Source organism: Dyella humi (assembly GCF_044904605.1).
GTDB classification, from domain to species: domain Bacteria; phylum Pseudomonadota; class Gammaproteobacteria; order Xanthomonadales; family Rhodanobacteraceae; genus Dyella_B; species Dyella_B humi.
This window is the reverse complement of the sequence record NZ_JADIKI010000023.1, coordinates 1,016,603-1,039,221: the sequence shown is the minus strand read 5'-3', so window position 1 is coordinate 1,039,221 and position 22,619 is coordinate 1,016,603. Positions and strand designations below refer to the sequence as shown.

The window sequence follows — 22,619 nt, the reverse complement described above, 5'->3', positions numbered from 1 at the left end:
CGGCGCATCCTGGCCGATCAGACGAGGGCTCATTGGCCCTCGGGCGGCTGCCAAAGTTCGACCTTGTTCCCCTCTGGATCCACGACCCAGCCGAACTTGCCATACTCGGAGTCGTCCGTCTTCTCGAGTACGTTGCAACCTTCTTCGCGCAATGCCTGAAGAAGCGAAGCCAAGTCCTCGACGCGGTAGTTGATCATGAAACTCGACTTGCTCGGTGCGAAGCAATCGCCGCCGGCAGCACCGATCGACCAGACAGTTGTTCCCTTCATTGGGTTGCCTGACCCATCCGTCCAAGTGAACGCAGTGCCTCCCCATCCCTGCACATCGATGCCAAGGTGCCGCTTGTACCAAGCTTGCAGGGCAGCAGGATCCTTCGCGTGGAAGAAGATCCCTCCAATGCCAGTAACTCGCCTCATCTGAAATCTCCAATGAAGAACGAAGGCAGAGCGTAGCGCAGTTCGCTTCGGTTTATAGGGAACGCCGAACAGATCGCTGAAGGTGTCGTCGACTTTGCGCAGGACCTCCCTGTGTTAAGCGTTTACGCTGCAGCGCGAGGGCGAGGCGACACTCAATGTGTGTACGATTAGCGCACGAGCAAATTGGCCGCCTCCGACTGCGGATTCAGCCGGTGGATGCAACGGATGTCAACCGCTCGTTCAATGCAACGATGATGCTGTGAAGCCCAATATCGGTGCCGACTCAACAGATCATTCGATAAAGGATTCGATACGAGAAAAGGATCGCCTGTCGCCTATGAAAAAATCACTTACCCAAGTCCTGTCCGGCTTGAAGCACTTACCGAATCGATCTCCAGAGATGGCGTTCGGCCAGGACGCCAGCGAAGCATTTGCTAAGGTCGCACCGTACCGAGACGGCGCCGTGTATGTAAGCTACTACTCCGGTTCTAGCGAATGGGAGCGCCACCCCAACGGCGACGAAGTTGTCATGGTGCTGGGTGGGACAACCACCATTGTCCTGCTGACAAATACCAAGGAAGAGCGGTTCTTCCTCGCTGGACATGAACTCATTGTTATACCTATGGGTGTCTGGCACCGCTTTGAAGGGTCCGATCGGCTCAAGGTGATGACCATCACGCCCCAGCCCACGGAGCATAGCCTTGAAACGCCGGCTACTTAGCCGCGTTCTTGGCTGCTTGGGGTGGATTGCGGCAAGCCATATGGAAGTGGCAATGCTTAGGTGGCAAGGAATCCATTAGGTCCGCTTCCGACCCAAGGCGGAAATTTTGTGGCAGATTCAAGCAAGCGAAGGTGCGTATGAGAGAGATGGCTTTGTCTCAATAGTCCGGAAAGATGATGGCACCGTAGAGACCAGCCGTTTCTTTGGAGGCACGTACGCCCTTAGCCCCATTACTGGCACTGCCAAAGTGACGGGCTGGGTGAAGCAACTTTCAGGAATGTCCGCCGCCCAAAGCGGACGTCCTTCAGGAAAGAAAGGGGGCTTGATGGGGATCCTAACCGTTTGTCCGATGTGCCATGAAGGACTCCTTGACGGACGCCCCTACACCTGCTCGTCCGGGGTTGTATTTCCCCCGGGCATACCGCTGCCACTAGGCTTTATTTAATTTGAATCGAGAGGTCGTAGCGAGCGAGACTCTCTTTTTTTGTGATTGCTGAGCCAGGAATGCACCTCCGACTTTGCGAAGCAGTAAGACGTGCCCGTTATTTTTTAAAATCCCTCAATAGAGCACCACTCACAAGGAAGCTGACATGCGTAAAATTCTTCTACTCATACTCGTCGTGTTGCCGCTCGCTGCAACTCCAGCCGAACCGACTACAACCACTCCCGTGGTCATTGCGCCTCCGACGCAATCGACTACCACGGCCCCCGCACCCACCCTGTCTTCCGGCCAGACGGTTGACTACGACAACTACGGAATCTTGCTGTATGGCACAGACTTCGACGCCAATACGTATGTTGATATTCGATCAACGACTGGATCGAACATTTTGCTCTCGGTAAGCCCACCCAACATTACTTACCTTCCTGGCTCCGTAACTGGAGCGTTGTCCTTCAGAATTAATGATCCAACTCTCCAAAGTCTCTTGGCGACACAGGGGTTACGCTTTTATGTGGTGAGCCCGACCGCTGGTAATCAATTTGCTGGACCAGTAACTATCACTCGCGGCTCTCCGTCGTCTTCAAGCCAACCAGCCGTGTTTCATTCGATTTACTTCCACGAATTTCTCGGATCGTTCTGGGCGCAGCTTGCAGATGACGCTGGCAGCCCCAGTCCTCGTCAGCAAATGGTATGGTCCATCAACAACGAAATGCAGACTATGCGCGCATCGGGCATTGACACCATCACTGTAGCGTTGCCGGACAACGATGGATGGCAAAGCCAGCATGGTGGAGGCTTCTCATATGACCCTATTAACTATCCTTCGCCACAGTACGCCGCGGCACAGGAAATTCTTCTTCGCATTGCCGCAGCAAATGACTTGAAGGTTATTTTCGTCATTGCAACAAGCCCTTATCGCGAAAGTACCGACGGCCGCGCTTCGTGGAATGGCCTAGCCGATCAATACGATGTGACGCCAGCTACTGACGGGGCTCTCAACTTTATTCATAGTCTCATCGATCCGGCTGCAATTTACGGAAATGTGATGACTACTGAGCTCTCCACTATAGGTTTAACTGACGGACCCATCGGGTCGTATTACAAAGATCCTCGCGTGCTTGGATTTATCCTGGCACCAGAGTTCAATCCCATCGTTAAAACTAGCCCCGGAGGAGTGGAGACTCACCAAGTTTTTTTCAATAAATATTGGAACTGGTTCTACAATCTAGTGCACTGGAATGGATCTACAACGGCGTTTGCGGGCCTCTATCTGATCGGGTCCCCTGTTTCGCCCGGCACATCGGCTGAAATTCCGATCATTAAGAACTTCAAGTCTTGGTTCGCACCAGGAAGCGGCTACACAATGCCCGATCTCATCGGCATTGAAGGTTACGGTGGTGCCGGCTATCCATTGCAAAACGCCGCAGCGGATATGAATGTCTTGCTCGATGCGGTAATACACGCAGACACCAAGAACTATCCTGGAGACTACGCCATTCCCTCGCAGAAAATTTTTATCGGAGAAGCGAATACAGACGAGTTATCCAACCCGTACACAAATCAATACTATGACTACATGCAACAACTACTCTCCCGACGCGTACTTGCTGGCACGCAATGGTTCGCAAGTGATTCACTAACTGATGGTACGCCTCCCACGCTGGGGGATTCCGGCTACGATCTATTTCAGGTGAGCTTTACTGCGTCCGGGACAAAGGTCTTCAATCAAACATTACCTACTGGCATCTCATGGCACGAGGGTAGTTCCACCAGTTACGCCGATCCAACTTCTTTTCTAGCAACCACGGATAATTTCGCCGCGGAATGGGGAACGATTGCCTATACGGGCCCCACAGCCAAGGGTCATTGGTACGGCGAAGGAATCTCGAATTTCACTAACAGCAAGAACATTGTGGCCTACGCCTATCCCAACCCCATGATGGGAAACGCCTCGAAACTTGCTGTGACCACGATCTATTGGGACGCTACGGCCATTCCTTCCGTCACCAATGTAGAAATTCATATGGATTCGCCGAGCGGTACATTATTTTCGGGTGGTGCCGCTGCAGGTAGCGCGGTTACAGGCACCTGGGTGGCTAATGGCACCACCTTCTACATACAGGACGTTACCGGTGGAAAACCCCTAACTTCTGTAAACACGTTAGCCGTTATCTATTCGAACGTTCAGTGACGCACAACAAAACATGGGTCATATTGACCGTCAAAGCTAGCCTGGATCTGACACTTATAGAGGCGCGCAAAGTCACTTTGCCAAAGTGCACATCGCCCTATGTTTTGAGCAGGATCTCCTCGCTGATTGATGCGTCCTGCAATGGCTCCTGCGTTTGTGGCCCTAGTAGATTCATCAGCAGTAGCCCAGTGCTTTGCGCAAAGGGTGAGCTAATCAAAAGCGCCGGCATTCGTGCCGGCGCTATGTTACAAACCTGACGAAATGGAGGTGTCCGCTCACGACCCAAAACAGACATTACGGTGCAATGACACACGATCGGCTTCATGGCAGGTCGCCCCGTGTTTCTCCATGATCTTCAAATGCTTAGGGTGGCTTTTCGTCACATCCTCGCCATTTCTTGCGGTGCCGGAAGAAAGCGCACTGGCTCCGTTCGGCGGTCGACTTGAGTAACATTGACCCCGAAGTTAGTCAGGGGTAAGGGGCATGGTCTCTACAGGGGATCACATTGCATTCGATCGTGTGCTGATCGTCGAGGACGATGAGCCTACGCAGCGACGCCTCGTTCAACTCTTGCTTGAATTGGTCGGCTCGACTGACAGCATCATGGTTGCGGACAGCGTCGCCAATGCCAAAGCCGCCGTCTCAGACTTCAACCCCCGCCTCGCGCTCATTGATATTGGATTGCCAGATGGCAATGGACTCGAACTCATCAACTGGATCGAGCAGCACCATTCCGACACGATCACCGTAGCCATCTCGGCGTGGGGACATGAAGAAGTGGTGTTGGCGGCGCTTCGATCCGGAGCTGTCGGGTATCTGATGAAAGAGCGCGACGATACGGAGCTTCGCGCCGCATTGCAGAGCATTCGTCGTGGCGGCGCATTGATTGATCCGCTCATCGCACGTCGTATCCTCGCCTTCGTTTCGCTCGCGTCGTCAGAGCATCTCGCGCCGACGCCGTCTTCTGCCGAATTGTCGATCAAGAGCGACACATCGCTATCGGAGCGTGAATCGGAAATTCTGCAATTCGTGGCGCGCGGATTCAGCAATCGCGAGATCGCCGATCTTACCGGTCTCTCTCGCTTCACTATCGAAGGCTATACGAAGAGCATCTATCGCAAACTGGCCGTAAGCTCGCGCACTGCCGCGGTGTTCGAAGCCAAGGCCATGGGATTGCTGTGAGCATGCGTGCGGTATTCGCTGTGTTACTCGCATGTGCGTGGTTTGTATGCCCCGCCGCCGCAGAACAAACACTGGTGTCGAGCGATGCCACCATCGAGCTTCAATCCGCCGATGCTGCACCTGCTGACTGGCATTCGCGAACGCCGCCGGTCGATGGCTGGACACCGGTCAAACTGATCGATCTATGGGATGCGCGCTGGCCGCATCATGACGGTGTCGTGTGGTATCGACTGCGATGGAACCAGGCCAGTACCGATAAGCCGGCAGGCTTGCTCGTCGACTACGTCAATTCGGCGTACGCGCTGTACGTCAATGGCAGCCTTATTTACAGCGATACGCATCTCACCGAGCCGCTTTCGCGCAGTTGGATCCGGCCACAGTACTTTTTGCTCGATAGGCCGCTGCTTCATAACGGGCAAAACGAGTTGATGGTGCGTGTATCGGGGGTTGCTGCCTATCAGCCTGGACTGGGCGCCGTGACGATCGGCGACCCTGCGCTGGTACAGGCGCTGCAACGTCGCGGCGAGTTCCGGCGATACGATGTGCAATGGTTTGATCAATCGGTCAGCGTGGTGTTTGGGGGCTTGTTTCTCATCCTCTGGCTGTTGCGTCGCAAAGACAGTTATTACGGCTGGTACGCGCTGAGTACGTTGTTTTCCTCGCTGTACTCGATCAATTTCATCGTTTCAAGCCCGTGGCCATTCGACAACACCGATGCGTGGGAAGCTATCAACGCTGCACTTTGGGCCACTGCAGCGGTGACGTTTGCCATCTTTCTGCTTCGTTATGCAGGCCACCAATGGCGACGCTTCGAGCGATGCATGCTGATGCTCTGCGTGGCGTTACTGAGCTTCGCCCTACTGTGCCCGCATTGGGCAGGGCGCTATCGCAATGTTGATGTCATTATCGGTTCGCTCACGTATTACGCCGCCATCGTTGGCTTTATGGGCTATACGTTGCGACATCCGCGCACCGACTATTACGCGCTGGCTGGCAGCCTGCTGATTCCTATCGTCATATCCGTACATGATCTGCTGCTGCTGTTTGGCGTCATTAAGAGCGACAACTATCTGTTGGTGGATACCTCGCCTCTTACCATCATCGGCATGGGCTTCGCTCTTGCTTATCGCTTTGCGGTGGCCATGCGGCGTGCGGAAAATTACAACGTGGAGCTGCAGCGCGAAGTCGATGCCGCCACGCATACATTGACGGAGACACTAAAGCGCGAACACGGCCTTGCTCTCAATAATGTCCGCATCGGGGAGCGCCTCAATCTGGTTCGCGATTTGCACGACGGCTTCGGCGGCAGCCTGCTCGCCGCCATCAGCACGCTCGAAGATCCTCGACGTCAGCCAGAACCTGCGCAAGTGGTTGCCACGCTTAAGGAACTGCGTGATGACTTGCGCCTGATCATCGATACCACCACGCACGAGCGGGACAGTGATCTGGCCGATCAGATCGCGCCGCTACGGCATCGATGGAGCCAGCGTTTCGAAGCGGCCGCCATCGATAGCCGATGGACGGTGGAAGGTGTCGACGATCTGAGCCTCGGCGCCATGCGAGTACTGGAGTTGTTGCGTTTTTTGCAGGAGGCGCTGACCAATGTACTCAAGCATAGCCGCGCATCGCTGGTACATGTGTGTATTCGTCGCGATGGCGAAAACCTAAGTGTGGACGTGCGCGATGACGGGCAAGGATTCGACCCGGGCAACTTGACGACGCGAGGCGCCGGGATGCCGAGCTTGCGCGTTCGTGCCAGCAGGCTCGGCGCCACCTTACAGGTGACGGCATCCCCGGGGAACGGGGCGCGCCTCAGCTTTGAGGCGCCGCTGTCCCTGATCGTCTAAAACTGCTTTTGCACACCGATCCGGATGCTCTGGTCGTGTGCGTGCGGCATCAGCAGGTACTCGTATTCGGTGGTGATCAGTAGATGATTCGGAAGCTGCAAATCGCCGCCGAAGCCTGCCTGTACACTGGTTCCGCTCGCCGTATACGGATTCGACAGAACGCTCCACGAACCCGCCGACGGCACGAAGGCGTAGCTCAATGTGGTGTTGCTGGTCCCTTGGAAATCGTGGCCGACCTCCAGCCGTACATGCGGTATCAGCAGGCCGTTGCTCCACGGAATCTTACCGCTTGCGCGAATGCCGACTATCGCCTGCGACGTGCGTACCGTCTGTGCACCATAGGTCAATGCCTCGGCGGCATCGCCGTTTTCCGAGAAGCCGTCGAGCGACGAAAGCGACCAGGCGAGTCGACCATAAGGCGACATCGACCACAGGCCAGTTTGGTATTCGTAACCTGCCGTGAGCGAGGCAAACCACTGGCTGCCATTGCGATGTCCGAGCAAATCAGTGCCGCTATCGGCCGCGTGGCGGCTGCTGTCGAAACGCAAGCCGCCGCCACCCAGGACACCGTCGAGATACACGTGAGAAGCCGGTTGGTAGCTGCCGTAGAAAGCGGCGGTGTAGCCCTGTGCGACGCTTCGCGTGCCGTCGTTGTTGATCTCGCTGTTGTCGTGGTTATAACCGAGACTGAAACCTGCCAGTGCGTGTTCGCCGATGCGCTGATCGACGCCCGCGCTGACCGCGATGCTGTCCGAATCGAAACCCGCGGCTTGCCGATACGCGTCGAACGTGCCGAAGTTTGCGGTGCCATTGATCCATGCACCCAGACCCGACGCCGCCTTACTCGCAGCTTGCGTATCGCCTTGGGATGTTGCGTTTGCCGAGGCGTGTTCGCCACTGGCACTTTCGCTCGCACCGATGCCAGGGCGCATATCGGCGAGTCCCTGATTTTGCGACGATGCACCGGTTAACACGTTGCCCGATGGCGCATTCAGAGGCTTGCCATCCAGACTGATGGAAAGGTTGTTGCTGAAACGTGCCGTTTCGCTTCCATCATGCAGACTGTCCAAGCGACTTTGAATGTTGCTGAGCTGGTCTTGTGCGAAACGTTCGGCCTGCATGGTCTGAGCGTCGATCAGGCCAAGCGCGTCCTGGTTGCGGGACGGATCGGGTTGGCTGCTCACCAGCACGAGAATATCGATCGTCTGCGATTGCCCGTTCGATGCGACCAGTACAGCCGTGATCTGCGCGAGACCGTGGAAAGTCGACGCGGGCGTAAACGACATCGTGGCGGGTTGGCTCAACGTTGCGGTGCCCGCACTGGCGGGTGACAGCCCCAGCAATGCCGACGAGACATAAGTGCCAGGGGCAATGCCGGCCAGGTTCACCGATACGGGACTGCCAGGCTGTGTTGTCACCGTGCGGCTCAGGCCCGAGGCGCTGCCCGCCGCAGTCACTGTCACCGTGATGACACTCGGCGTGGACGCGCCGAAGTGGTTGCTCAACTGGTAGGTGAAGGTATCCGTGCCCACAAAACCGGAAGCTGGCGTATAGACGACCTGTTCACCGTTCGCCGCGGCGGTTCCGTGGGTTGGCTGTGTCGTTATATTCAAGCCGGTCAACGGCTGAGGACTGCTTGCCTCTGCGGCCGCTTCGATGAGCACCGGCGTCCCTACCGTAGTGGCTACGGAATGTGCCGCAGCAACGGGTGTGCTCAAGGGCGTCACCGTAACTGTTACCGTCGCGGGCGCCGAGTTTCCACCCGGGTTGGCCGCCGTATATGTAAACGTATCGGTGCCGCCGTAGAACGTCGCGGACGGCGTGTACGTGATCGTTTCGGCCGACACATTCACGGTGCCGTGGCTCGGATTGCTGGCGACGTTGACGCCGGTAACGTCCGTACCAGAAATGGCACTTGCCAGATTGATGCTCGTTACCGTGTTGTACGGTGTTGTCACCGACTTGGCCGTTGCCGTAGGCGCTGCCACCGTGCCCACGGTCACCGTGACTGTCGCGGGAGACGACGTGCCGCTCGGATTGGTTGCGGTGTAAGTGAAGCTGTCAGTGCCGCCATAGAACGTCGCAGCAGGTGTGTAGGTGATCGATTCGCCCGACACGCTCACCGTGCCATGGCCCGGATTGCTGGCGACGTTGACGCTAGTAACATCCGTTCCGGAAATGGCGCTCGCCAGACTGATACTCGCTGCGGTGTTATACGGCGTCGTCACCGACTTGGCGGCAACCACGGGCACCGCTACCGCGCCCACCGTTATGGTAACCGTGGCAGGTGTAGACGTTCCGCCTGGATTCGTTGCCGTATAGGTAAAGCTATCGGTACCGCCATAGAACGTTGCGGACGGTGTGTAAGTCACTGTTTCGCCCGATACGCTCACCGTGCCATGCGTCGGTGCGTTGGCGATATTTACGGCAGTGATGTCTAATCCCGAAATCGCGCTCGCCAGGTTGATGCTGGCTGGGGTGTTGTACGGAGTTGTCGCCGATGTGGCGATGACAGTAGGCGCACCTACCACGCCCACGGTTACCGTAACCGTTGCTGGCGTCGATGTACCGCCCGGGTTGGTCGCGGTGTAAGTGAAGCTGTCGGTGCCACCGTAGAACGTCGCAGATGGCGTGTAGGTCACCGTGTCGCCCGACACGCTTGCCGTGCCGTGGCTGGGATTTCCCGCAATGTTGACGCCCGTGATATCCAGTCCCGAAATGGCGCTCGCCAAGTTGATGTTCGTTGCCGCGTTATAGGGCGTCGTTGTCGATGCGGCGGCGACCGTGGGCACCGGTGGCGGATTGACGGTGATCGTTACCGTGGCGCCAGTCGATGTGCCGGCGGCATTGCTGGCCGTATAGGTAAAGCTGTCAGATCCCGTATAGCCGGCCGTAGGCGAATACGTGATCGACGTTCCAGTGGCTCTTGCCGTGCCATGCGTAGGTGCACTGACCACTGCAACAGCTGTGGGATTGCCGCTGGTATTCAAAGGGATGGCGTTGTTGCTGCTATCGAATGCAACGCTGGTGTTTACCGGGCCTGCAGCGGGTGAGGCAAACGTGAACGACCCGCCGGTGTAAGTACCCGCATCGGTGACCACCGTGATCGTCACCGTACCCGAACCGTTGGGCACCGCTGCGGTAATCAACGGAGCGGCACCATAGGTGACGGTGAACGAAGTGGCCGGTATCGCACCGAAAAGCACCTGAGAGGCACCCCAGAAACCGGTACCGGAAATGGTCACCGTGCTGCCGGCAGTCGCCGAAGACGGGCTGACACCCGATATCGTGGCACCGACCGATCTGCAGGTAATGCTGTACGTAGTCGAGCTGCCAAGGTTGTTGGTGAGGTTATCGGCGCCCGCGCCCGAATTACTCTCTGTGCCGGAGACAGTATTGCCGTTGGCCGTCATAGCCAGGAAGGAGCCACCATAGAAAATTTGGCCCGGCGTGGTCAGCGTTACGACGTCGCCTTGATTGACCTGCTGACTGTTGGTGAGCAGTTGGACGTATCCGTATCCGGCAATGGTGCCGGATTGTCCATTAAGTGCCTGGCATCCCGGCGAAGCCAGTGCCAAGCCGGGCACGCCAAACACCCCCAACAGCGCGAGCCAACCTAGCCCACGCCAAATTCGCCGTGTCCCGATACCGCACATGGCGTTCATGCCCCTGTTCCCGCGTTTCAACGCTTGTCATTGTGTTCGTGACAAAAACGGGCAGGCACCCCCGATTTCGGGGGTATGCGGCTATGGCTCGCGCATAGTACGCGGGACAAGCTGGTCGACGACGGCAAAATAGCGCGCGAAGTTTTGGTTTTCCCCGGCGTTTTGAGTGGAAGGGTATTTGCCCGCTTTCAGCCTAAGGTAGACATCTTCGCCAATGACTTGACGTAAAGAACACCAGATTAGGTATGGCAGGCAATAGCGCGGGAAAGGGAATCAGTCTTGGATTTTCATCTACTTTTCGCCGAATCAAACACTTCGTGAGCTGATTGTCCCTCGATAAAAATCCATGCACTGATTGCGCTCAGTAGCGCCAGCGCCGAAGAAACGAGCATCACCCACCGAAAACCCGCAACAAACGACACGCTCACCGCATGCTTCATGGCGGCCACCGTCGCATCCGGATAGCCGCCCGGAATCACAATGCCCGCGAGTTTCTCGCGCTGCCCAACGACCGCGGAAACCAATGACGCCGGGGCATGCAAATGTCGAAGTTCATTGTCTAAAGTCGCATTGAAAGCGAGCACAAGCACGATTCCGAACACGGCAATCGCAAGCAGCGCCGCCGCACGCGACACCGCGTTGTTAATGCCTGACGCCGTGCCTGTCAGTTCGCTTCCTACCGAATTCATAATTGTCGTAGTCAGCGGTGCCACCGTGACACTCATGCCAAGTCCAAGAATGCAAATGGCGGGGAAGAACGACGTCCAGTAAGTGCTCTCGCTAGAGGGTAAGGCGAACATAACGAATCCAACTGCCGCAATAACGGGCCCTAAAACCAATGGAAGCTTGGAGCCAAACCGATCTACCAAACTGCCCGTCCAGCGCGACAACAGAAACATGATCGCGATAAACGGAAGCAACGCAGCGCCCGCTGCAGTGGCGCCATAACCCTGCACCTGAATTAAATTCAACGGTAGAAAGAATAGGCTCCCACCTAACGCTGCATAGAGCAGCAACGTCAATATATTTGCGCCGGAAAAATTGCGTTCGCGGAAAAGCCTTAATGGCATCATCGGCGATACAGCGCGCGCCTCCACGCGTACGAATAGCAGCAGAGTAAAGATACCGATAACAGCTGCTCCCCAGATCGGCACCGCTTTCCAGCCACGCGCCGGTGCTTCGATAAAAGCGAATACCAACCCTGCCAAGCCGATCGTCACCAAACTGGCGCCCAGCACATCCACGGGACCGGCATCCGTACTTCCCTTGCTCTCGGGCACCTTCAACGCGCATATCGCCAGCAGCAGCACGCCCACCGGTGCGTTGATCAAAAACGCCCAAGTCCATGAATAGTGCTCTACGAGAAAGCCGCCGAGAACGGGCCCAAAGGCTGCGGTGATACCGCTGAATGCAGACCACGTACCGATCGCGGCACCACGCTCCGATTGCGGAAACGTCGCGCTGATCAACGCCAAGCTACCGGGCACCAGCAAGGCCGCGCCGATACCTTGAATGGCACGAGCAGCAATTAATATCTTCACGCTTGACGACAACGAGCAGCCGATCGACGCCAACATAAATAGACCCGTGCCGATCATAAAGATGCGCTTGCGACCGAACCGGTCTCCCAGCGCTCCGCCTACCAACAGCAGTGAGGCAAGAAATAACGCATAAGACTCCATCACCCATTGCACGTCCGACGTCGTGGCACCCAACTCTCGCTGGATAGTTGGGAGCGCCACATTGACCACTGTGCCGTCAATGAACGCAAGACTTGAGCCAAGGATTGCGGCCACCAGCGTCCAGTGTCGCGATGGCGCCGAACAAGGCTTCGCTGCCGGGCCATGAAAGATGACACCTTCCTCGCAGGGCGGTTTTCCAATCTGGCTCATGAGATTCATCGCCGTCGGAACTCGACGGAGCTTACTCCGCTATCGGTGGGCGCGATCGACGAGTTGGGTCGCTAAATTGCGCGGATTGAGGCGCGACACATACTAGTAATGTTCGCTTTCGCAACCCATGACGGACCTAAGCAAACGCTGGTAAGCCATGACGGCCATGTGTTGCGCTGCGCTCAGCGATAATTGTCATCCTTCCGTCATGGGTTCCACCTCGGAAAGAATGGCGCAGCATCGTTGTCACATCCTTTTCACAAGCGCGAAAACACTGGCCATCACGCACATCCATCAATGCGAAGGCCATCGCATCTTGTTCGCGTGGCATATTCCATAGTAAGCAGGCTTACCATCACTCGTCATCTCAGACGACTCACCACTTTCGTAAGGACGAAGAAAGTATGCGTACACTCTCGGTTGTGCGTGCGGTCGCATTGGCCGCGATGATGTCATCTCTTTGCGTTGTGACGCCTGCGATGGCGGCTGTCACGGTGGCTGTGTCACCTACGCAGGTATCGCTGCCTGCCAATGGCACGCAGCAGTTCACGGCTACGGTGTCGGGTAGCAGCGATCAAAACGTGACCTGGCTGGTAAACGGTGTGCCGGGTGGTGCGCCGAGCCTGGGTAGCATTTCCGCGAGCGGTCTGTATACCGCGCCGGCTGGCGCGCCGGCGTCGTTCACTGCCACGGTGACGGCGCAGGCCGAAGCGGCACCGCTCGTCACCAGCGCGGCATCGGTGGCGGTGGCTGCGTCAACGTATAGCGGCGCGGTGTATTACGTAGCCACCACGGGTAGCGACAGTGCCAGTGGGAGCGCCACGGCACCCTGGCGCACCATTCAGCACGCCATGAGTACGGTGCCTGCGGGTGCCACGGTGGAAGTGGCAGGCGGCATGTACAACGAGCTGGTGACCATTACGCATTCAGGTTCAGCGACAGCGGGTTACATCACGCTGGTGTCCGCGCCTGGCCAGACGGCTACCCTCGACGGCACCGGTCTTGGCGTGCCGCAGGGTCAACAGGGCCTGATCACGCTGCAGAACGCGAGCTACGTGCGCGTGATCGGCCTGCAACTGCAGAACTACACCTCGAACTCGTCGAGTCTTGTGCCTCTCGGCATCTACATCACAGGCTCGGGCGATCACATCGAGATACGCAACAATCACATCCACAACATCGTTACGACCGTGCAGACTTCGTCTGGCGATGCGTTCGGTCTGGCGGTGTATGGCACGGCAACTACGCCGATCAGTGATCTCATCATCGACGGCAACGAACTGGATCATCTCACCACCGGCTATAGCGAATCGCTGACGGTGAACGGCAATGTGCAGAACTGGCAAGTAACGAATAACCGCGTTCACGACAACGACAATATCGGCATTGTGGCGATCGGTTTCGAAGGCACCGCGCCCACTACCAGTCTGGATCAGGCGCGCAACGGCTGGATTGCCGGCAATACCGTCTACAACATCACGTCCACCAACAACCCCGCCTACAACAACCAGCCGGGTGCCGATGGCATCTATGTGGATGGTGGCACCCACATCACCATCGAATGGAACAACGTGAAGGCGGCGGATCTGGGGATCGAGTTAGCGAGCGAGCACTCCGGTCACGACACCAGCTATGTGACGGTGCGTAATAATCTGGTGCTGTATAGCAACGTCACCGGCATCTCCATCGGTGGTTATGCATCCACGGTGGGTGGTACGGATCACTGCACCATCGTCAACAACACGCTGTTCGAGAACGATGCATTGCAATCGGGTAGCGGCGAATTCCAGATCCAATATCACGCTAGCAATAACCTGTTCGCCAACAACATTTTGTATGCGAACAGCCAGGGGCTGCTGATAAACAGTTTCGTGGTGTCGAGTACACCGCCGGTCTCGCTGGAAGACGATCTGTTCTACACAAGCGACGGTGTGTCGGCTGCCAATTGGTTATGGAACAACAAGACGTACACCAGTCTGATCGCCTTCCAGAAGGCCAGTCAAAGTGAAAGCAACGGCTTGCTGGCTGATCCATTGTTCAGAAGCACCACCACGCCCGATCTACAGCTTTCCGCTGGTTCGCCGGCTATCAATCAAGGGCTGAATCTCGGCCTGGCGGCTGAAGGGGCTTATGACTACGCCGGTTCACCGCGCACGACCAGCAGCGGATTGATCGATCGCGGCGCATATCAGAACTGATGATGATCGACGTCGCAATGAAGCCGTAACGCCAGCCGGCCTGATCTGCTTAAAGGTCGGCCGGCCATACCGATGATTTCTCTCCTGCATCCCGGTCTTACATAGCAGAAGGCCGAGTGATATCGCAGCCAGGAGGAGAACGGTATGTCCAGCTTGACTGGCAAGAGCATGGTCGTCGTCGGCGGTAGCGGCGGCGTGGGGCGGCGGGTGGTGGAGGCAGGTGCCCGTCATGGTGCGCGAGTGCTAGCCGTGGCGCGACAGGAAGGGCCGCTAGCTCGACTGAGTCAGGAGTTTCCGGGTGTCGAGGTATTGGCGCTCGATGCCTCTGACGAACATGCACCTGCCAGGGTGTTCGATGTGGTTCGTCCTGACATGCTGATTGTCTGTGCAGGTGTGTTTCCATCTGTGCAGCCGATGTATCAACTGAGCTGGCATGATTTCGCGGTCAACTGGGAGGCCGACGTCAAGATCGCGTTTCATTTCTGCAAGGCGGCGTTGCTGCAACCCTTGCCTGCGGGCACTCTGGTGATCTTGATTTCCAGCGGCGCCGCCATCGGTGGATCGCCGATTTCGGGAGGCTATGCGGGCGCCAAGCGGACGCAAATCTTCATGGCCAACTATGCGCAGAAGGAATCCGATCGGCTGGGGCTTGGCTTGCGATTCGTGGCGCTCGCACCACGCATCATGCCGGACACCGAATTAGGGAAGTATGCCGTAGCAGGTTATTCCCGCTATCTAGGCATACCCGAGGCCGATTTTATCCAAGGCATGGGCATGCCTCCGAGCGCTTCCGACGTGGCGAACGCGGTGATTGAGTTTTCGGTGAACTCCGATCGCTCCAAGGGAAATGCGTTTATCGTCTGGGGGACAGGTCTTGAAGCGATACCCTGACCACAAGCCATGAAAAGCTTGAGTAACCACGACATCAAAGGAAGGGATGCCCGCTATCAAGAGTCAGGCTCGAATCGCATGAATCAGACATTCGAACAGCTCACCGAACCGTTCCGCCGGGAGCTCAAGCGACATTGCTATTGCATGCTTGGCTCGGTGCACGAAGCCGAGGACCTCGTGCAGGAAACCTATCTTCGCGCCTGGCGCAGCTTCGGCAGCTTCGAGGGGCGTGGAACGCTTCGCGCATGGCTTTACCAGATTGCGACGAATGCCTGCCTCAATTTTCTCGCCAGTCGCAAGAATCCGCAGCGTCTGCTACCCAACCAACGGGTTCCGGCTACCACGGCGATGCCAGACGGCACGCCAGCAACCGATGTCGTATGGCTGGAACCGTATCCGGATTCGGATCTGGACGGCATTGCCGATGAGTCCCCGGGTCCGGAGGCCAGATATGCCCATGATGAAGTGGTGCAGTTGGCCTTCGTTACGGTCATCCAGGAATTGCCGCCACGTCAACGTGCCGTGCTGTTGTTGTGCGATGTACTTGGCTGGTCAGCCCTGGAAACAGCTGAACTGCTAGGAACCTCCACCGCGGCGATCAACAGCGCGAGACAGCGTGCACGAGAGACGCTCGCGCAACGTTATCCCGACGGTCGGCCCACGATTGCTTCTCCGCCAAGCCCAGTGCAGCAAGAACTTCTCAGCCGATATGTGCGGGCCTGGGAAGCGCACGATTTGGATGGCTTCGTTACGCTTCTGAAAGAGAATGCGATCTACACCATGCCGCCCATATCGCAGTGGTATGCAGGCAATCGGGCCATACGCAGCTTTTTTGAATGGGCCTGGAAATACTATAGCGGCTTCCGTCTTGTTCCTACGGCAGCCAATCGGCAACCCGCCTTCGCAACCTATTACCGCGCTCACATGGACGCGCCGTGGACGGCACATTCCATCCACGTGCTCACGCTTGATCGCGATGCGATTTCCAGACTGACGTTGTTCGTTAAACCGACTGGACCGGGGTTGTTTTCTACATTTGGACTTCCGATGATTCTTTCATGATCCGATGATCTTGCACGTGTGAGGTGGTGGTCTCGAACAATCCGTTAGCCTCCGCCGTCGTCAGCATCGACTTGGACATGGTGTCGTAGCGGCCTTCGAGCAACGCCTCCTTGGCGATGTTGGCCAAATGCGCCAGCGTGGCTTGCATGGTGCCGCAGCCTATGCTGATGCGTCGCACGCCTAACTGGCGAAGCGTGTCCGACGTGGGTGCGCCGGGGTAGCCGGCATAAATGTTGAGCGGTACGGGTAGCTGTTGAGCAAGGCTGGCGATCTCGTTCGGGTCGGCCAGACCTGGCACGAAGATGCCATCAGCGCCGGCATCGATGTAGGTGAGTGCGCGCTTTCGTGTTTCTTCCAACCTTGCCTCCAGATTCGCGACGCAATACGTATCGATGCGCGCGTTGATGAAAAGTGGCAGATCGTGATGACGTGCTACCGCCCGTGCGCAAGCGATGCGTTCGCTGAGTACGCCGGGATTCGCCAGGTTGCGAGTGCCTGGCACGACGCCATCCTCGATGTTGATGCCCACCACACCAAGCTCAATCAACGCACCCACCAGTCCGCCAGTGTCTTCCGCATCGCGTCCGTAGCCGCGCTCGATGTCGATGCTGACCGGCGCCGTCATGGCATGGCAGATGCGCCGGCAGGCAGCCAGCAGTTCCTGCACCGGCATCTGCTCGCCATCGGGATAACCCAGCGACCACGCCATGCCTGCGCTGGTGGTGGCGATGGCTTTGGCGCCAGCTGTCTCGATCACCCGCGCACTGGCAACGTCCCAGGCATTGGGCAGCACCAGCGGCTCCGGGTCGGCATGTAGCTGGTGAAAGTGCTCCGCGCGGATTCTCTGTTCTCGGTTCATGGCTAGACCTGCATTCGCGCCCGTCCATCGGGCAGGTGAAGTAGATCATCCGGCACCGAAGTCGCGCTGTCAGAATCTTTAGCAACCGCTTTGCCGGCACAGGCCAGGTGCGCCGCAAGCTTGCTAAGCTCCGACCGCCGGCCTCTCATGCGGAAGCGTGCCTGAAAGCACCATGTCGAGCCTTACCTCCCAAGTGCTGCTGTCGACGGAATCGTTGACGCTGCGAAACGTTCACTGCTCCGGCACTTGCCGTCATCGCAGTGTGGAGGAGTGCACGTCCGCCACGCAGCTGGTATTTCCCTATCGCGGTCTTTATCTCCGTCACCTGGGCACGGACCAGGCCGTCGCGGACGCCAATCACGTGCTGTTCTTCAATGCGCAGGAGGGTTACCAGGTCAGTCATCCTCTGGATGGCGGCGACGCCTGCCTGTCACTGAACCTGCACGAGGCGCTGCTGGCTGAGATCGCGCCGAAAGCGTTGTTGCACGCGAATGCCGGCATGGCCTTCCGTTCGCAGGCGCAACGTATCGATGCACGCGCACAGGCGCTGGTAGCGCTGCTGCGTCACAGCCTCAGTAACGGCGCGATCGAGCCGTTGGAAGCGGAAGCGCTGGTATTTACCCTGATTGCCCGCAGTCTGGGGCCGCGCACGTCCAGGCAGCCCGCCTCCACACACGCGCGCCGGCACCTTGCCGATCGCGTGAAAGTACTGCTGGCCAGCGATCTCTCGCGGCGCTGGACCCTGGCTGAGATCGGCAAGGAAATCGGCTGCTCGCCCGTCTATCTCACCCAGGTGTTCCGACAGGTGGAAGGCATGCCGCTCTATCGTTATCAGCTGCAACTGCGTCTGGCGCGCTCGCTCGATGTCATCGGGCAGTACGAGGATCTTTCGGCGTTGGCAGCGGAGCTGGGCTTTTCCAGCCACAGCCATTTCGCTAGCGCCTTCCGGCAGGCCTATGGCCGATCGCCGACTGATTTCCGCCGTTCTTCCCAAGCCTAAAAAAGGCTAAAGAATTCGACAGCGCACTGTTGCCCCGGATGGTTTCCTAAGCCCGCCCACTGACGGGCTGCATCAGGAGCCATGCCATGAAAGAAAAAACCTGCGCCGCGTGCGATTACGCACTGGACGAGAACGCCATCGAGGTCACCATCGGCGGACGCGTGGTGGAAGTGTGCTGCGAGGAATGCGCAGAAAAATTACGCGAAGCCAGTGCGAAGGGAAGCGCATGACATGATCGTCGGGAAGCGTCTTGTCATGGCTCTCATCATGCTTGGCGCCGTCCCGCTTGCATCCGGTGCCGATTCCCCAGCGGCGCCGGATGCCATCGCCACGCGGGTTCAGGAACTGCTGCACCAGCGCTATGCGGCCCGTGACAGATTGGCGGTGATCGATCGTGTCTTCGATATCGAAAAGCGCATCGGCGCTTATCGCGCCGCGCGCACGAAAACCTCGCTTATCTACCGCCTCAATGTTGATCTGTGTGTGGCGACTAAGGACAACCGCATTCGCGTGCAAGCGCTATCCGAGACCGCGATGGCTGGTGCGAAGCGATACGATCTTGGCTCGGGCCTCGCCTTAAGCATGCCTGCTGGCAAACTCTTGCACGAAGGCGTCAGTCGTGACTGATGGCCGGCACGTACTTCCGGCATACGGAAAAGCGACGCCTCGCATGCATAGTAAAAGGCAGGTAGGATTTCTTGCCGGCTACCTCACGCCGAAGGGGAAGGCTCATGTCGAATACCGCTTCCGAACGGTTTTCTCCCCTTGCCCTGGCTCGGGTCGTGGGCATCGTTTCCCTGATCGGGATCGTGACCGGTGCCTTCGATATCGGCTACGTTCGCAGCGCGTTGATCGTGCCGGGGGATGCTGCGGCGACGGTTCATAACATCACTGCGCACGAGACCCTGTTCCGTCTGGGCTTCACGGCGCACATTATCCTGTTGTTGTGCAACGTACCCGATGAAGTCATCAGCTTCATCCTTTTCAGACGAGTGAATGTTGTCGTCGCCGCTATTGCGATGGGCTGTGGGCTGATCGGGACGGCCATCGAAGGCCTCGACATGCTCAATGCCTACGTGCCGCTGCAACTCATGGCCGAGAGTAGCGCGATGGGCGCATTCACGCCGCTACAGCTGCAGGCTTTGTCCTATCTTTCGGTGCAGTTGCAGGACACAGGGTTGCTTGTTTCGTTCGTGTTTTACGGCGTGGACGAGATCTTGGCGGGCTATCTGATTTTTCGCTCCGGCTTCTTGCCGAGGATCATTGGTGTTCTGCTCAGCCTTTCCGGGCTTTGCTACTTTGCAGACGGATTGATCAGCTTCATCTCGCCTTCGTTGCAGGCCCGGCTGTTGCCTTACCTGCTCTATCCCTGCCTGCCAGGAGAAGGTTCGCTGGCGCTGTGGCTCACCATCGTCGGGTTGAATGTCGCAAAGTGGCGAGCATGGGCCACCGGCCCGCGGGCTGCGCAGTGGCTTCCATGACGTAGTCCACTGCTCCGTTACGCGGGAGTTCTCACGCCTGCCACTCAAGGCGTAATGTAAGCAGGCCAACAGGGGGCTGCTATGGAACGACAGGCAAGGGCGGAGCCGGTAGAGGGTAATGGTAAGTCGGGTGATGGTGCGGCGTGGCTGACCATGGCCGATGGGCAGCGTTTGTTTTTGCGTGATTGGCCGAATCGTTCGGCGCACGACGCCGTGCTGATCGTGCACGGCCTGGGCGAGCACAGCGGGCGCTACGAAGCGCTGGCTAAATGGTTTTTGACGCATGGCTACGCCGTGCGCAGTTACGATCAGCGCGGCCACGGTCATACGCCGGGCCAGCGTGCAGGGTTGCGGCATGGCGATGATCTGTTGAAAGACCTTGCCGTGGTCTACGCGCATTACGCCGCCGAGTTCGGCAAGCGGCCGTTGTTGCTCGGTCACAGCATGGGTGGCGCGGTCGTACTGCGCGCCGTACTCGATGGGCGCGTGGAACCGCCGGGTCTAGTGCTTTCATCGCCAGCTTTGCGTACGTTCGAAGCACCGTGGCTGCGTCGTCTGGCTGCTGTGCTTGCGCGGGTGCTGCCGAATCTGCCGTTGCGCAGCGGATTGCCGCTGGACGGTTTGTCGCACGATGCGAAAGTGCTCGAGGTTTACCGCAACGATCCCTTATGCACTCGCTGGGTCACGCCGCGGCTGGCGGATTTCATTTTTCGCGCCGGCGCGTCGTGCATTACCGAAGCGTGGCGCTTGCGCGTGCCCACTATGCTGCTGGCAGCCGGTAGCGATCGTCTGGTGGATCCGTCCGGCAGCCGCGATTTTGCGAGCGGTGCGTGGGCGACGAAGCAGCTTACCAGTCGGTTCTTCGACACACTGTTTCACGAGCTTTTCAATGAAACCGAAACGGGGCGTCATCAGGTGTTGACGCAGCTGGCTGAGTGGTTGCGACGTACGCCATTGTGACTAACCGGCAAGAAGCTTGCGGTAAACCACAAAGCCCGACTTTTGCGCCACCTTGTCGTAGAGCTGCATGGCCGTCGCATTCGTCTCGTGGGTCTGCCAATACACGCGCTGGCAACCGGCCTGCGCAGCCGCATGGTAGGTCGCCTCGATCAATGCGCGTCCCACGCCCATGCCTCGGGCGGCCTGATCGGTGAAAAGGTCCTGCAGATAGCAGCTTGGCTCGAGCTGGATGGTGCTGCGATGGAACAGGTAATGCGCCAGGCCAAGCAGCTTGCCGTCGCTTTCCGCAACCAGGGCATGCACGGGTTCGTAGGCATCGAAGAAACGCCGCCATGTCGTTTGCGTGATCTCGGCAGGCAACGCGGTCGGCCCTGTTCGCCCATAAAAGGTGTTGTAGCCATCCCACAACGGCAGCCAACCGGCAAAGTCCGTCTGCTTTATGGGTCTGATAGCGAATGGCTTGCTCATGCGAAATGCCTTGGCGTGTTGATGGAGGGGACGCTTGCGTGCATGCTTGCGAAGCTAAGAGAGAACGTCGACGCCTGATGGACAGCCCTTTGCAAACCCTGCTCGACGATCTGCTACAGGATCGATCGTTGCGCGATCCGGATCAACTGCGCCGCCGCATCGACGCCCTGGAACAACTCGAAAGCTGGCTCTTCAATCGCGGTGACACGTTGACGCCTTCGCTTCGGGAGCGTGGCGAAGCGCTGACCGCCGAGCTGGAAGCCATCAACGATCGGCTCTATCAAACCATTCGCGATGCCATCCGGCATGGAAACGGCGCCGACATCTTGCGGACGTGGGCGGCATCACCGCATAGCGTTGCCGACCAGGAAAGCTACGGCCCGCTCGATACGCTGATCGCCGGTGTGCTGGATTTCAAGGAACCGGGTGACGTGCCCGAACCGGGCGCGGACATGGTGTTCTATCAGCCGACACCGGCTCGCGATATTTTCGACTTCATCGAGCGTGCTTCGATAACGTCGCGGGATGTCATGATGGACCTGGGCGCCGGACTCGGTCACGTTACCTTGCTGACTGCCATCTGCACCGGCGCACGCTGTATCGGTATCGAGCTGCAGCCCGCTTATGTTGCGAGCGCCCGCCAATGCGCTGGCGAGCTGCAGATACGCCATGCGCAATTCATTGAGCAGGACGTGCGACAGGCGGACTTGTCGGAAGGCACGGTGTTCTATCTGTATACGCCCTTCACCGGCGGGATTCTGCGCGAGGTGCTGGACGTGCTGAAGCGCGAATCAAAAGACCGTGCCATTCGTGTTTGCACTTTGGGCCCATGCACGGCGATCGTTGCAAACGAGCCCTGGCTGAAAGCGGATGGTGCTTGCGACGCGCGGCGGACGACCTTGTTTCGAAGTCTTTGAAGATTCGCTTGCAGCGCGCAGATGCTGCAAGCATGGTTTTGCATTCAGTAAAAAACCGCGGCGTCCGCAACGCCGCGGCATTCACACAGCATCGGTGACGAGACCTTTCCCTTACAGACGTGGTCCCCTGCGTATACCGCCAAAGATCAGCGACAGCACGAACAGAACGATGAATACTATGAACAGTATCTTGGCAATACTCGCTGCACCTGCGGCGATGCCACCGAAACCGAACACGGCGGCGATGATGGCGATGATGAAAAATACGGCGGCCCAGTAAAGCATGGCAATCTCCGTGCAGTTCGATGAACGGCCGGGCGCAGTATGCGTTCGGCGTTATCGATTCGACCAATGCCGCCGTGAACAGCGCGTACGCGGTGCGTACTTTGGAGGCTGTGCAATTCAGCCAAGTGAAGGTGCCGCGTAG

General features: G+C 57.9%; 19 protein-coding genes. 13 read left to right on the top strand and 6 right to left on the bottom strand.

The genetic code is table 11. The features are described 5' to 3' along the window. Positions 1-29: 29 nt before the first annotated feature. Positions 30-416, bottom strand: coding sequence for a VOC family protein (locus tag ISP18_RS15900; protein WP_380014092.1), 387 nt, complete (start codon positions 414-416; stop codon positions 30-32). Positions 417-675: 259 nt separating this feature from the next. On the opposite strand from ISP18_RS15900, the gene ISP18_RS15895 reads away from it, so the two are divergent. From ISP18_RS15895 to ISP18_RS15880, 4 genes are all read left to right on the top strand, one after another. Beyond that, positions 676-1,137: a cupin domain-containing protein gene (locus tag ISP18_RS15895; RefSeq protein WP_380014089.1), complete on the top strand. Its 462-nt coding sequence runs from the start codon at positions 676-678 to the stop codon at positions 1,135-1,137. A gap of 590 nt (positions 1,138-1,727) precedes the next feature. Further along, positions 1,728-3,770 (top strand): hypothetical protein, encoded by a 2,043-nt coding sequence (locus tag ISP18_RS15890; protein ID WP_380014086.1) that lies wholly within the window; start codon positions 1,728-1,730, stop codon positions 3,768-3,770. 519 nt (positions 3,771-4,289) lie between these two features. Continuing rightward, the gene (locus ISP18_RS15885; RefSeq protein ID WP_380014083.1) at positions 4,290-4,952 is read left to right on the top strand and encodes a response regulator transcription factor; all 663 of its coding nucleotides are present in this window, start codon (positions 4,290-4,292) and stop codon (positions 4,950-4,952) included. Positions 4,953-4,954: 2 nt separating this feature from the next. Further along, entirely contained in the window at positions 4,955-6,799 is a 1,845-nt protein-coding gene (locus ISP18_RS15880; protein ID WP_380014080.1) for a sensor histidine kinase, read from the top strand. On the opposite strand, the gene ISP18_RS15875 is transcribed toward ISP18_RS15880, so the two are convergent. After that, the gene (locus tag ISP18_RS15875) at positions 6,796-10,464 is read right to left on the bottom strand and encodes an Ig-like domain-containing protein (protein ID WP_380014077.1); all 3,669 of its coding nucleotides are present in this window, start codon (positions 10,462-10,464) and stop codon (positions 6,796-6,798) included. The genes ISP18_RS15880 and ISP18_RS15875 overlap by 4 nt on opposite strands. A gap of 287 nt (positions 10,465-10,751) precedes the next feature. Then, complete coding sequence (locus ISP18_RS15870) at positions 10,752-12,356, bottom strand: MFS transporter (RefSeq protein WP_380014074.1); 1,605 nt, start codon at positions 12,354-12,356, stop codon at positions 10,752-10,754. Between the two features lie 404 nt (positions 12,357-12,760). Between ISP18_RS15870 and ISP18_RS15865 the strand changes: the two genes are divergently transcribed. The 3 genes from ISP18_RS15865 to ISP18_RS15855 all read left to right on the top strand — a co-directional run bounded on the left by ISP18_RS15865 (position 12,761) and on the right by ISP18_RS15855 (position 16,507). Beyond that, complete coding sequence (locus ISP18_RS15865) at positions 12,761-14,554, top strand: DUF1565 domain-containing protein (protein WP_380014071.1); 1,794 nt, start codon at positions 12,761-12,763, stop codon at positions 14,552-14,554. A 144-nt stretch (positions 14,555-14,698) separates the two neighbouring features. Beyond that, positions 14,699-15,445 carry an SDR family NAD(P)-dependent oxidoreductase gene (locus ISP18_RS15860; protein WP_380014068.1) on the top strand — a complete coding sequence of 249 codons (747 nt, stop codon included), beginning with the start codon at positions 14,699-14,701 and terminating at the stop codon, positions 15,443-15,445. A 78-nt stretch (positions 15,446-15,523) separates the two neighbouring features. Beyond that, the gene (locus ISP18_RS15855; protein ID WP_380014065.1) at positions 15,524-16,507 is read left to right on the top strand and encodes a sigma-70 family RNA polymerase sigma factor; all 984 of its coding nucleotides are present in this window, start codon (positions 15,524-15,526) and stop codon (positions 16,505-16,507) included. On the opposite strand, the gene ISP18_RS15850 is transcribed toward ISP18_RS15855, so the two are convergent. Next, positions 16,476-17,366, bottom strand: coding sequence for an isocitrate lyase/PEP mutase family protein (locus ISP18_RS15850; RefSeq protein ID WP_380014062.1), 891 nt, complete (start codon positions 17,364-17,366; stop codon positions 16,476-16,478). The two genes, ISP18_RS15855 and ISP18_RS15850, sit on opposite strands and share 32 nt — an antisense overlap. A 172-nt stretch (positions 17,367-17,538) precedes the next feature. On the opposite strand from ISP18_RS15850, the gene ISP18_RS15845 reads away from it, so the two are divergent. The 5 genes from ISP18_RS15845 (at position 17,539) to ISP18_RS15825 (ending at position 20,807) form a co-directional block, all read left to right on the top strand. Beyond that, positions 17,539-18,366 (top strand): helix-turn-helix transcriptional regulator, encoded by an 828-nt coding sequence (locus ISP18_RS15845; protein ID WP_380014059.1) that lies wholly within the window; start codon positions 17,539-17,541, stop codon positions 18,364-18,366. 86 nt (positions 18,367-18,452) lie between these two features. Next, positions 18,453-18,596, top strand: coding sequence for a hypothetical protein (locus ISP18_RS15840; RefSeq protein ID WP_380014056.1), 144 nt, complete (start codon positions 18,453-18,455; stop codon positions 18,594-18,596). A 25-nt stretch (positions 18,597-18,621) separates the two neighbouring features. After that, positions 18,622-18,993: a hypothetical protein gene (locus tag ISP18_RS15835; protein ID WP_380014053.1), complete on the top strand. Its 372-nt coding sequence runs from the start codon at positions 18,622-18,624 to the stop codon at positions 18,991-18,993. A 104-nt stretch (positions 18,994-19,097) separates the two neighbouring features. After that, a complete protein-coding gene (locus ISP18_RS15830) occupies positions 19,098-19,847 on the top strand; it encodes a DUF4386 domain-containing protein (protein WP_380014050.1) in 750 nt (249 codons plus the stop codon). A gap of 81 nt (positions 19,848-19,928) precedes the next feature. Continuing rightward, positions 19,929-20,807, top strand: a complete 879-nt coding sequence (locus tag ISP18_RS15825) for an alpha/beta hydrolase (RefSeq protein WP_380014047.1) — start codon at positions 19,929-19,931, stop codon at positions 20,805-20,807. On the opposite strand, the gene ISP18_RS15820 is transcribed toward ISP18_RS15825, so the two are convergent. Then, complete coding sequence (locus ISP18_RS15820) at positions 20,808-21,275, bottom strand: GNAT family N-acetyltransferase (protein WP_380014044.1); 468 nt, start codon at positions 21,273-21,275, stop codon at positions 20,808-20,810. 77 nt (positions 21,276-21,352) lie between these two features. Between ISP18_RS15820 and ISP18_RS15815 the strand changes: the two genes are divergently transcribed. Next, positions 21,353-22,192 (top strand): class I SAM-dependent methyltransferase, encoded by an 840-nt coding sequence (locus ISP18_RS15815; RefSeq protein WP_380014041.1) that lies wholly within the window; start codon positions 21,353-21,355, stop codon positions 22,190-22,192. Between the two features lie 111 nt (positions 22,193-22,303). Here the strand turns inward: ISP18_RS15815 and ISP18_RS15810 are convergent, their stop codons facing one another. Beyond that, the gene (locus ISP18_RS15810; protein ID WP_204682777.1) at positions 22,304-22,477 is read right to left on the bottom strand and encodes a DUF1328 domain-containing protein; all 174 of its coding nucleotides are present in this window, start codon (positions 22,475-22,477) and stop codon (positions 22,304-22,306) included. Positions 22,478-22,619 lie beyond the last annotated feature (142 nt).

Bases quoted from the DNA above. Each gene is read 5' to 3' on its own strand.
- ISP18_RS15875 (WP_380014077.1), bottom strand. From the start codon at position 10,464: ATGAACGCCATGTGCGGTATCGGGACACGGCGAATTTGGCGTGGGCTA.
- ISP18_RS15810 (WP_204682777.1), bottom strand. From the start codon at position 22,477: ATGCTTTACTGGGCCGCCGTATTTTTCATCATCGCCATCATCGCCGCC.
- ISP18_RS15815 (WP_380014041.1), top strand. From the start codon at position 21,353: ATGGACAGCCCTTTGCAAACCCTGCTCGACGATCTGCTACAGGATCGA.
- ISP18_RS15880 (WP_380014080.1), top strand. From the start codon at position 4,955: ATGCGTGCGGTATTCGCTGTGTTACTCGCATGTGCGTGGTTTGTATGC.
- ISP18_RS15835 (WP_380014053.1), top strand. From the start codon at position 18,622: ATGGCTCTCATCATGCTTGGCGCCGTCCCGCTTGCATCCGGTGCCGAT.
- ISP18_RS15865 (WP_380014071.1), top strand. From the start codon at position 12,761: ATGCGTACACTCTCGGTTGTGCGTGCGGTCGCATTGGCCGCGATGATG.
- ISP18_RS15830 (WP_380014050.1), top strand. From the start codon at position 19,098: ATGTCGAATACCGCTTCCGAACGGTTTTCTCCCCTTGCCCTGGCTCGG.
- ISP18_RS15855 (WP_380014065.1), top strand. From the start codon at position 15,524: ATGAATCAGACATTCGAACAGCTCACCGAACCGTTCCGCCGGGAGCTC.
- ISP18_RS15845 (WP_380014059.1), top strand. From the start codon at position 17,539: ATGTCGAGCCTTACCTCCCAAGTGCTGCTGTCGACGGAATCGTTGACG.
- ISP18_RS15890 (WP_380014086.1), top strand. From the start codon at position 1,728: ATGCGTAAAATTCTTCTACTCATACTCGTCGTGTTGCCGCTCGCTGCA.
- ISP18_RS15850 (WP_380014062.1), bottom strand. From the start codon at position 17,366: ATGAACCGAGAACAGAGAATCCGCGCGGAGCACTTTCACCAGCTACAT.
- ISP18_RS15870 (WP_380014074.1), bottom strand. From the start codon at position 12,356: ATGAGCCAGATTGGAAAACCGCCCTGCGAGGAAGGTGTCATCTTTCAT.
- ISP18_RS15860 (WP_380014068.1), top strand. From the start codon at position 14,699: ATGTCCAGCTTGACTGGCAAGAGCATGGTCGTCGTCGGCGGTAGCGGC.
- ISP18_RS15820 (WP_380014044.1), bottom strand. From the start codon at position 21,275: ATGAGCAAGCCATTCGCTATCAGACCCATAAAGCAGACGGACTTTGCC.
- ISP18_RS15825 (WP_380014047.1), top strand. From the start codon at position 19,929: ATGGAACGACAGGCAAGGGCGGAGCCGGTAGAGGGTAATGGTAAGTCG.
- ISP18_RS15840 (WP_380014056.1), top strand. From the start codon at position 18,453: ATGAAAGAAAAAACCTGCGCCGCGTGCGATTACGCACTGGACGAGAAC.
- ISP18_RS15900 (WP_380014092.1), bottom strand. From the start codon at position 416: ATGAGGCGAGTTACTGGCATTGGAGGGATCTTCTTCCACGCGAAGGAT.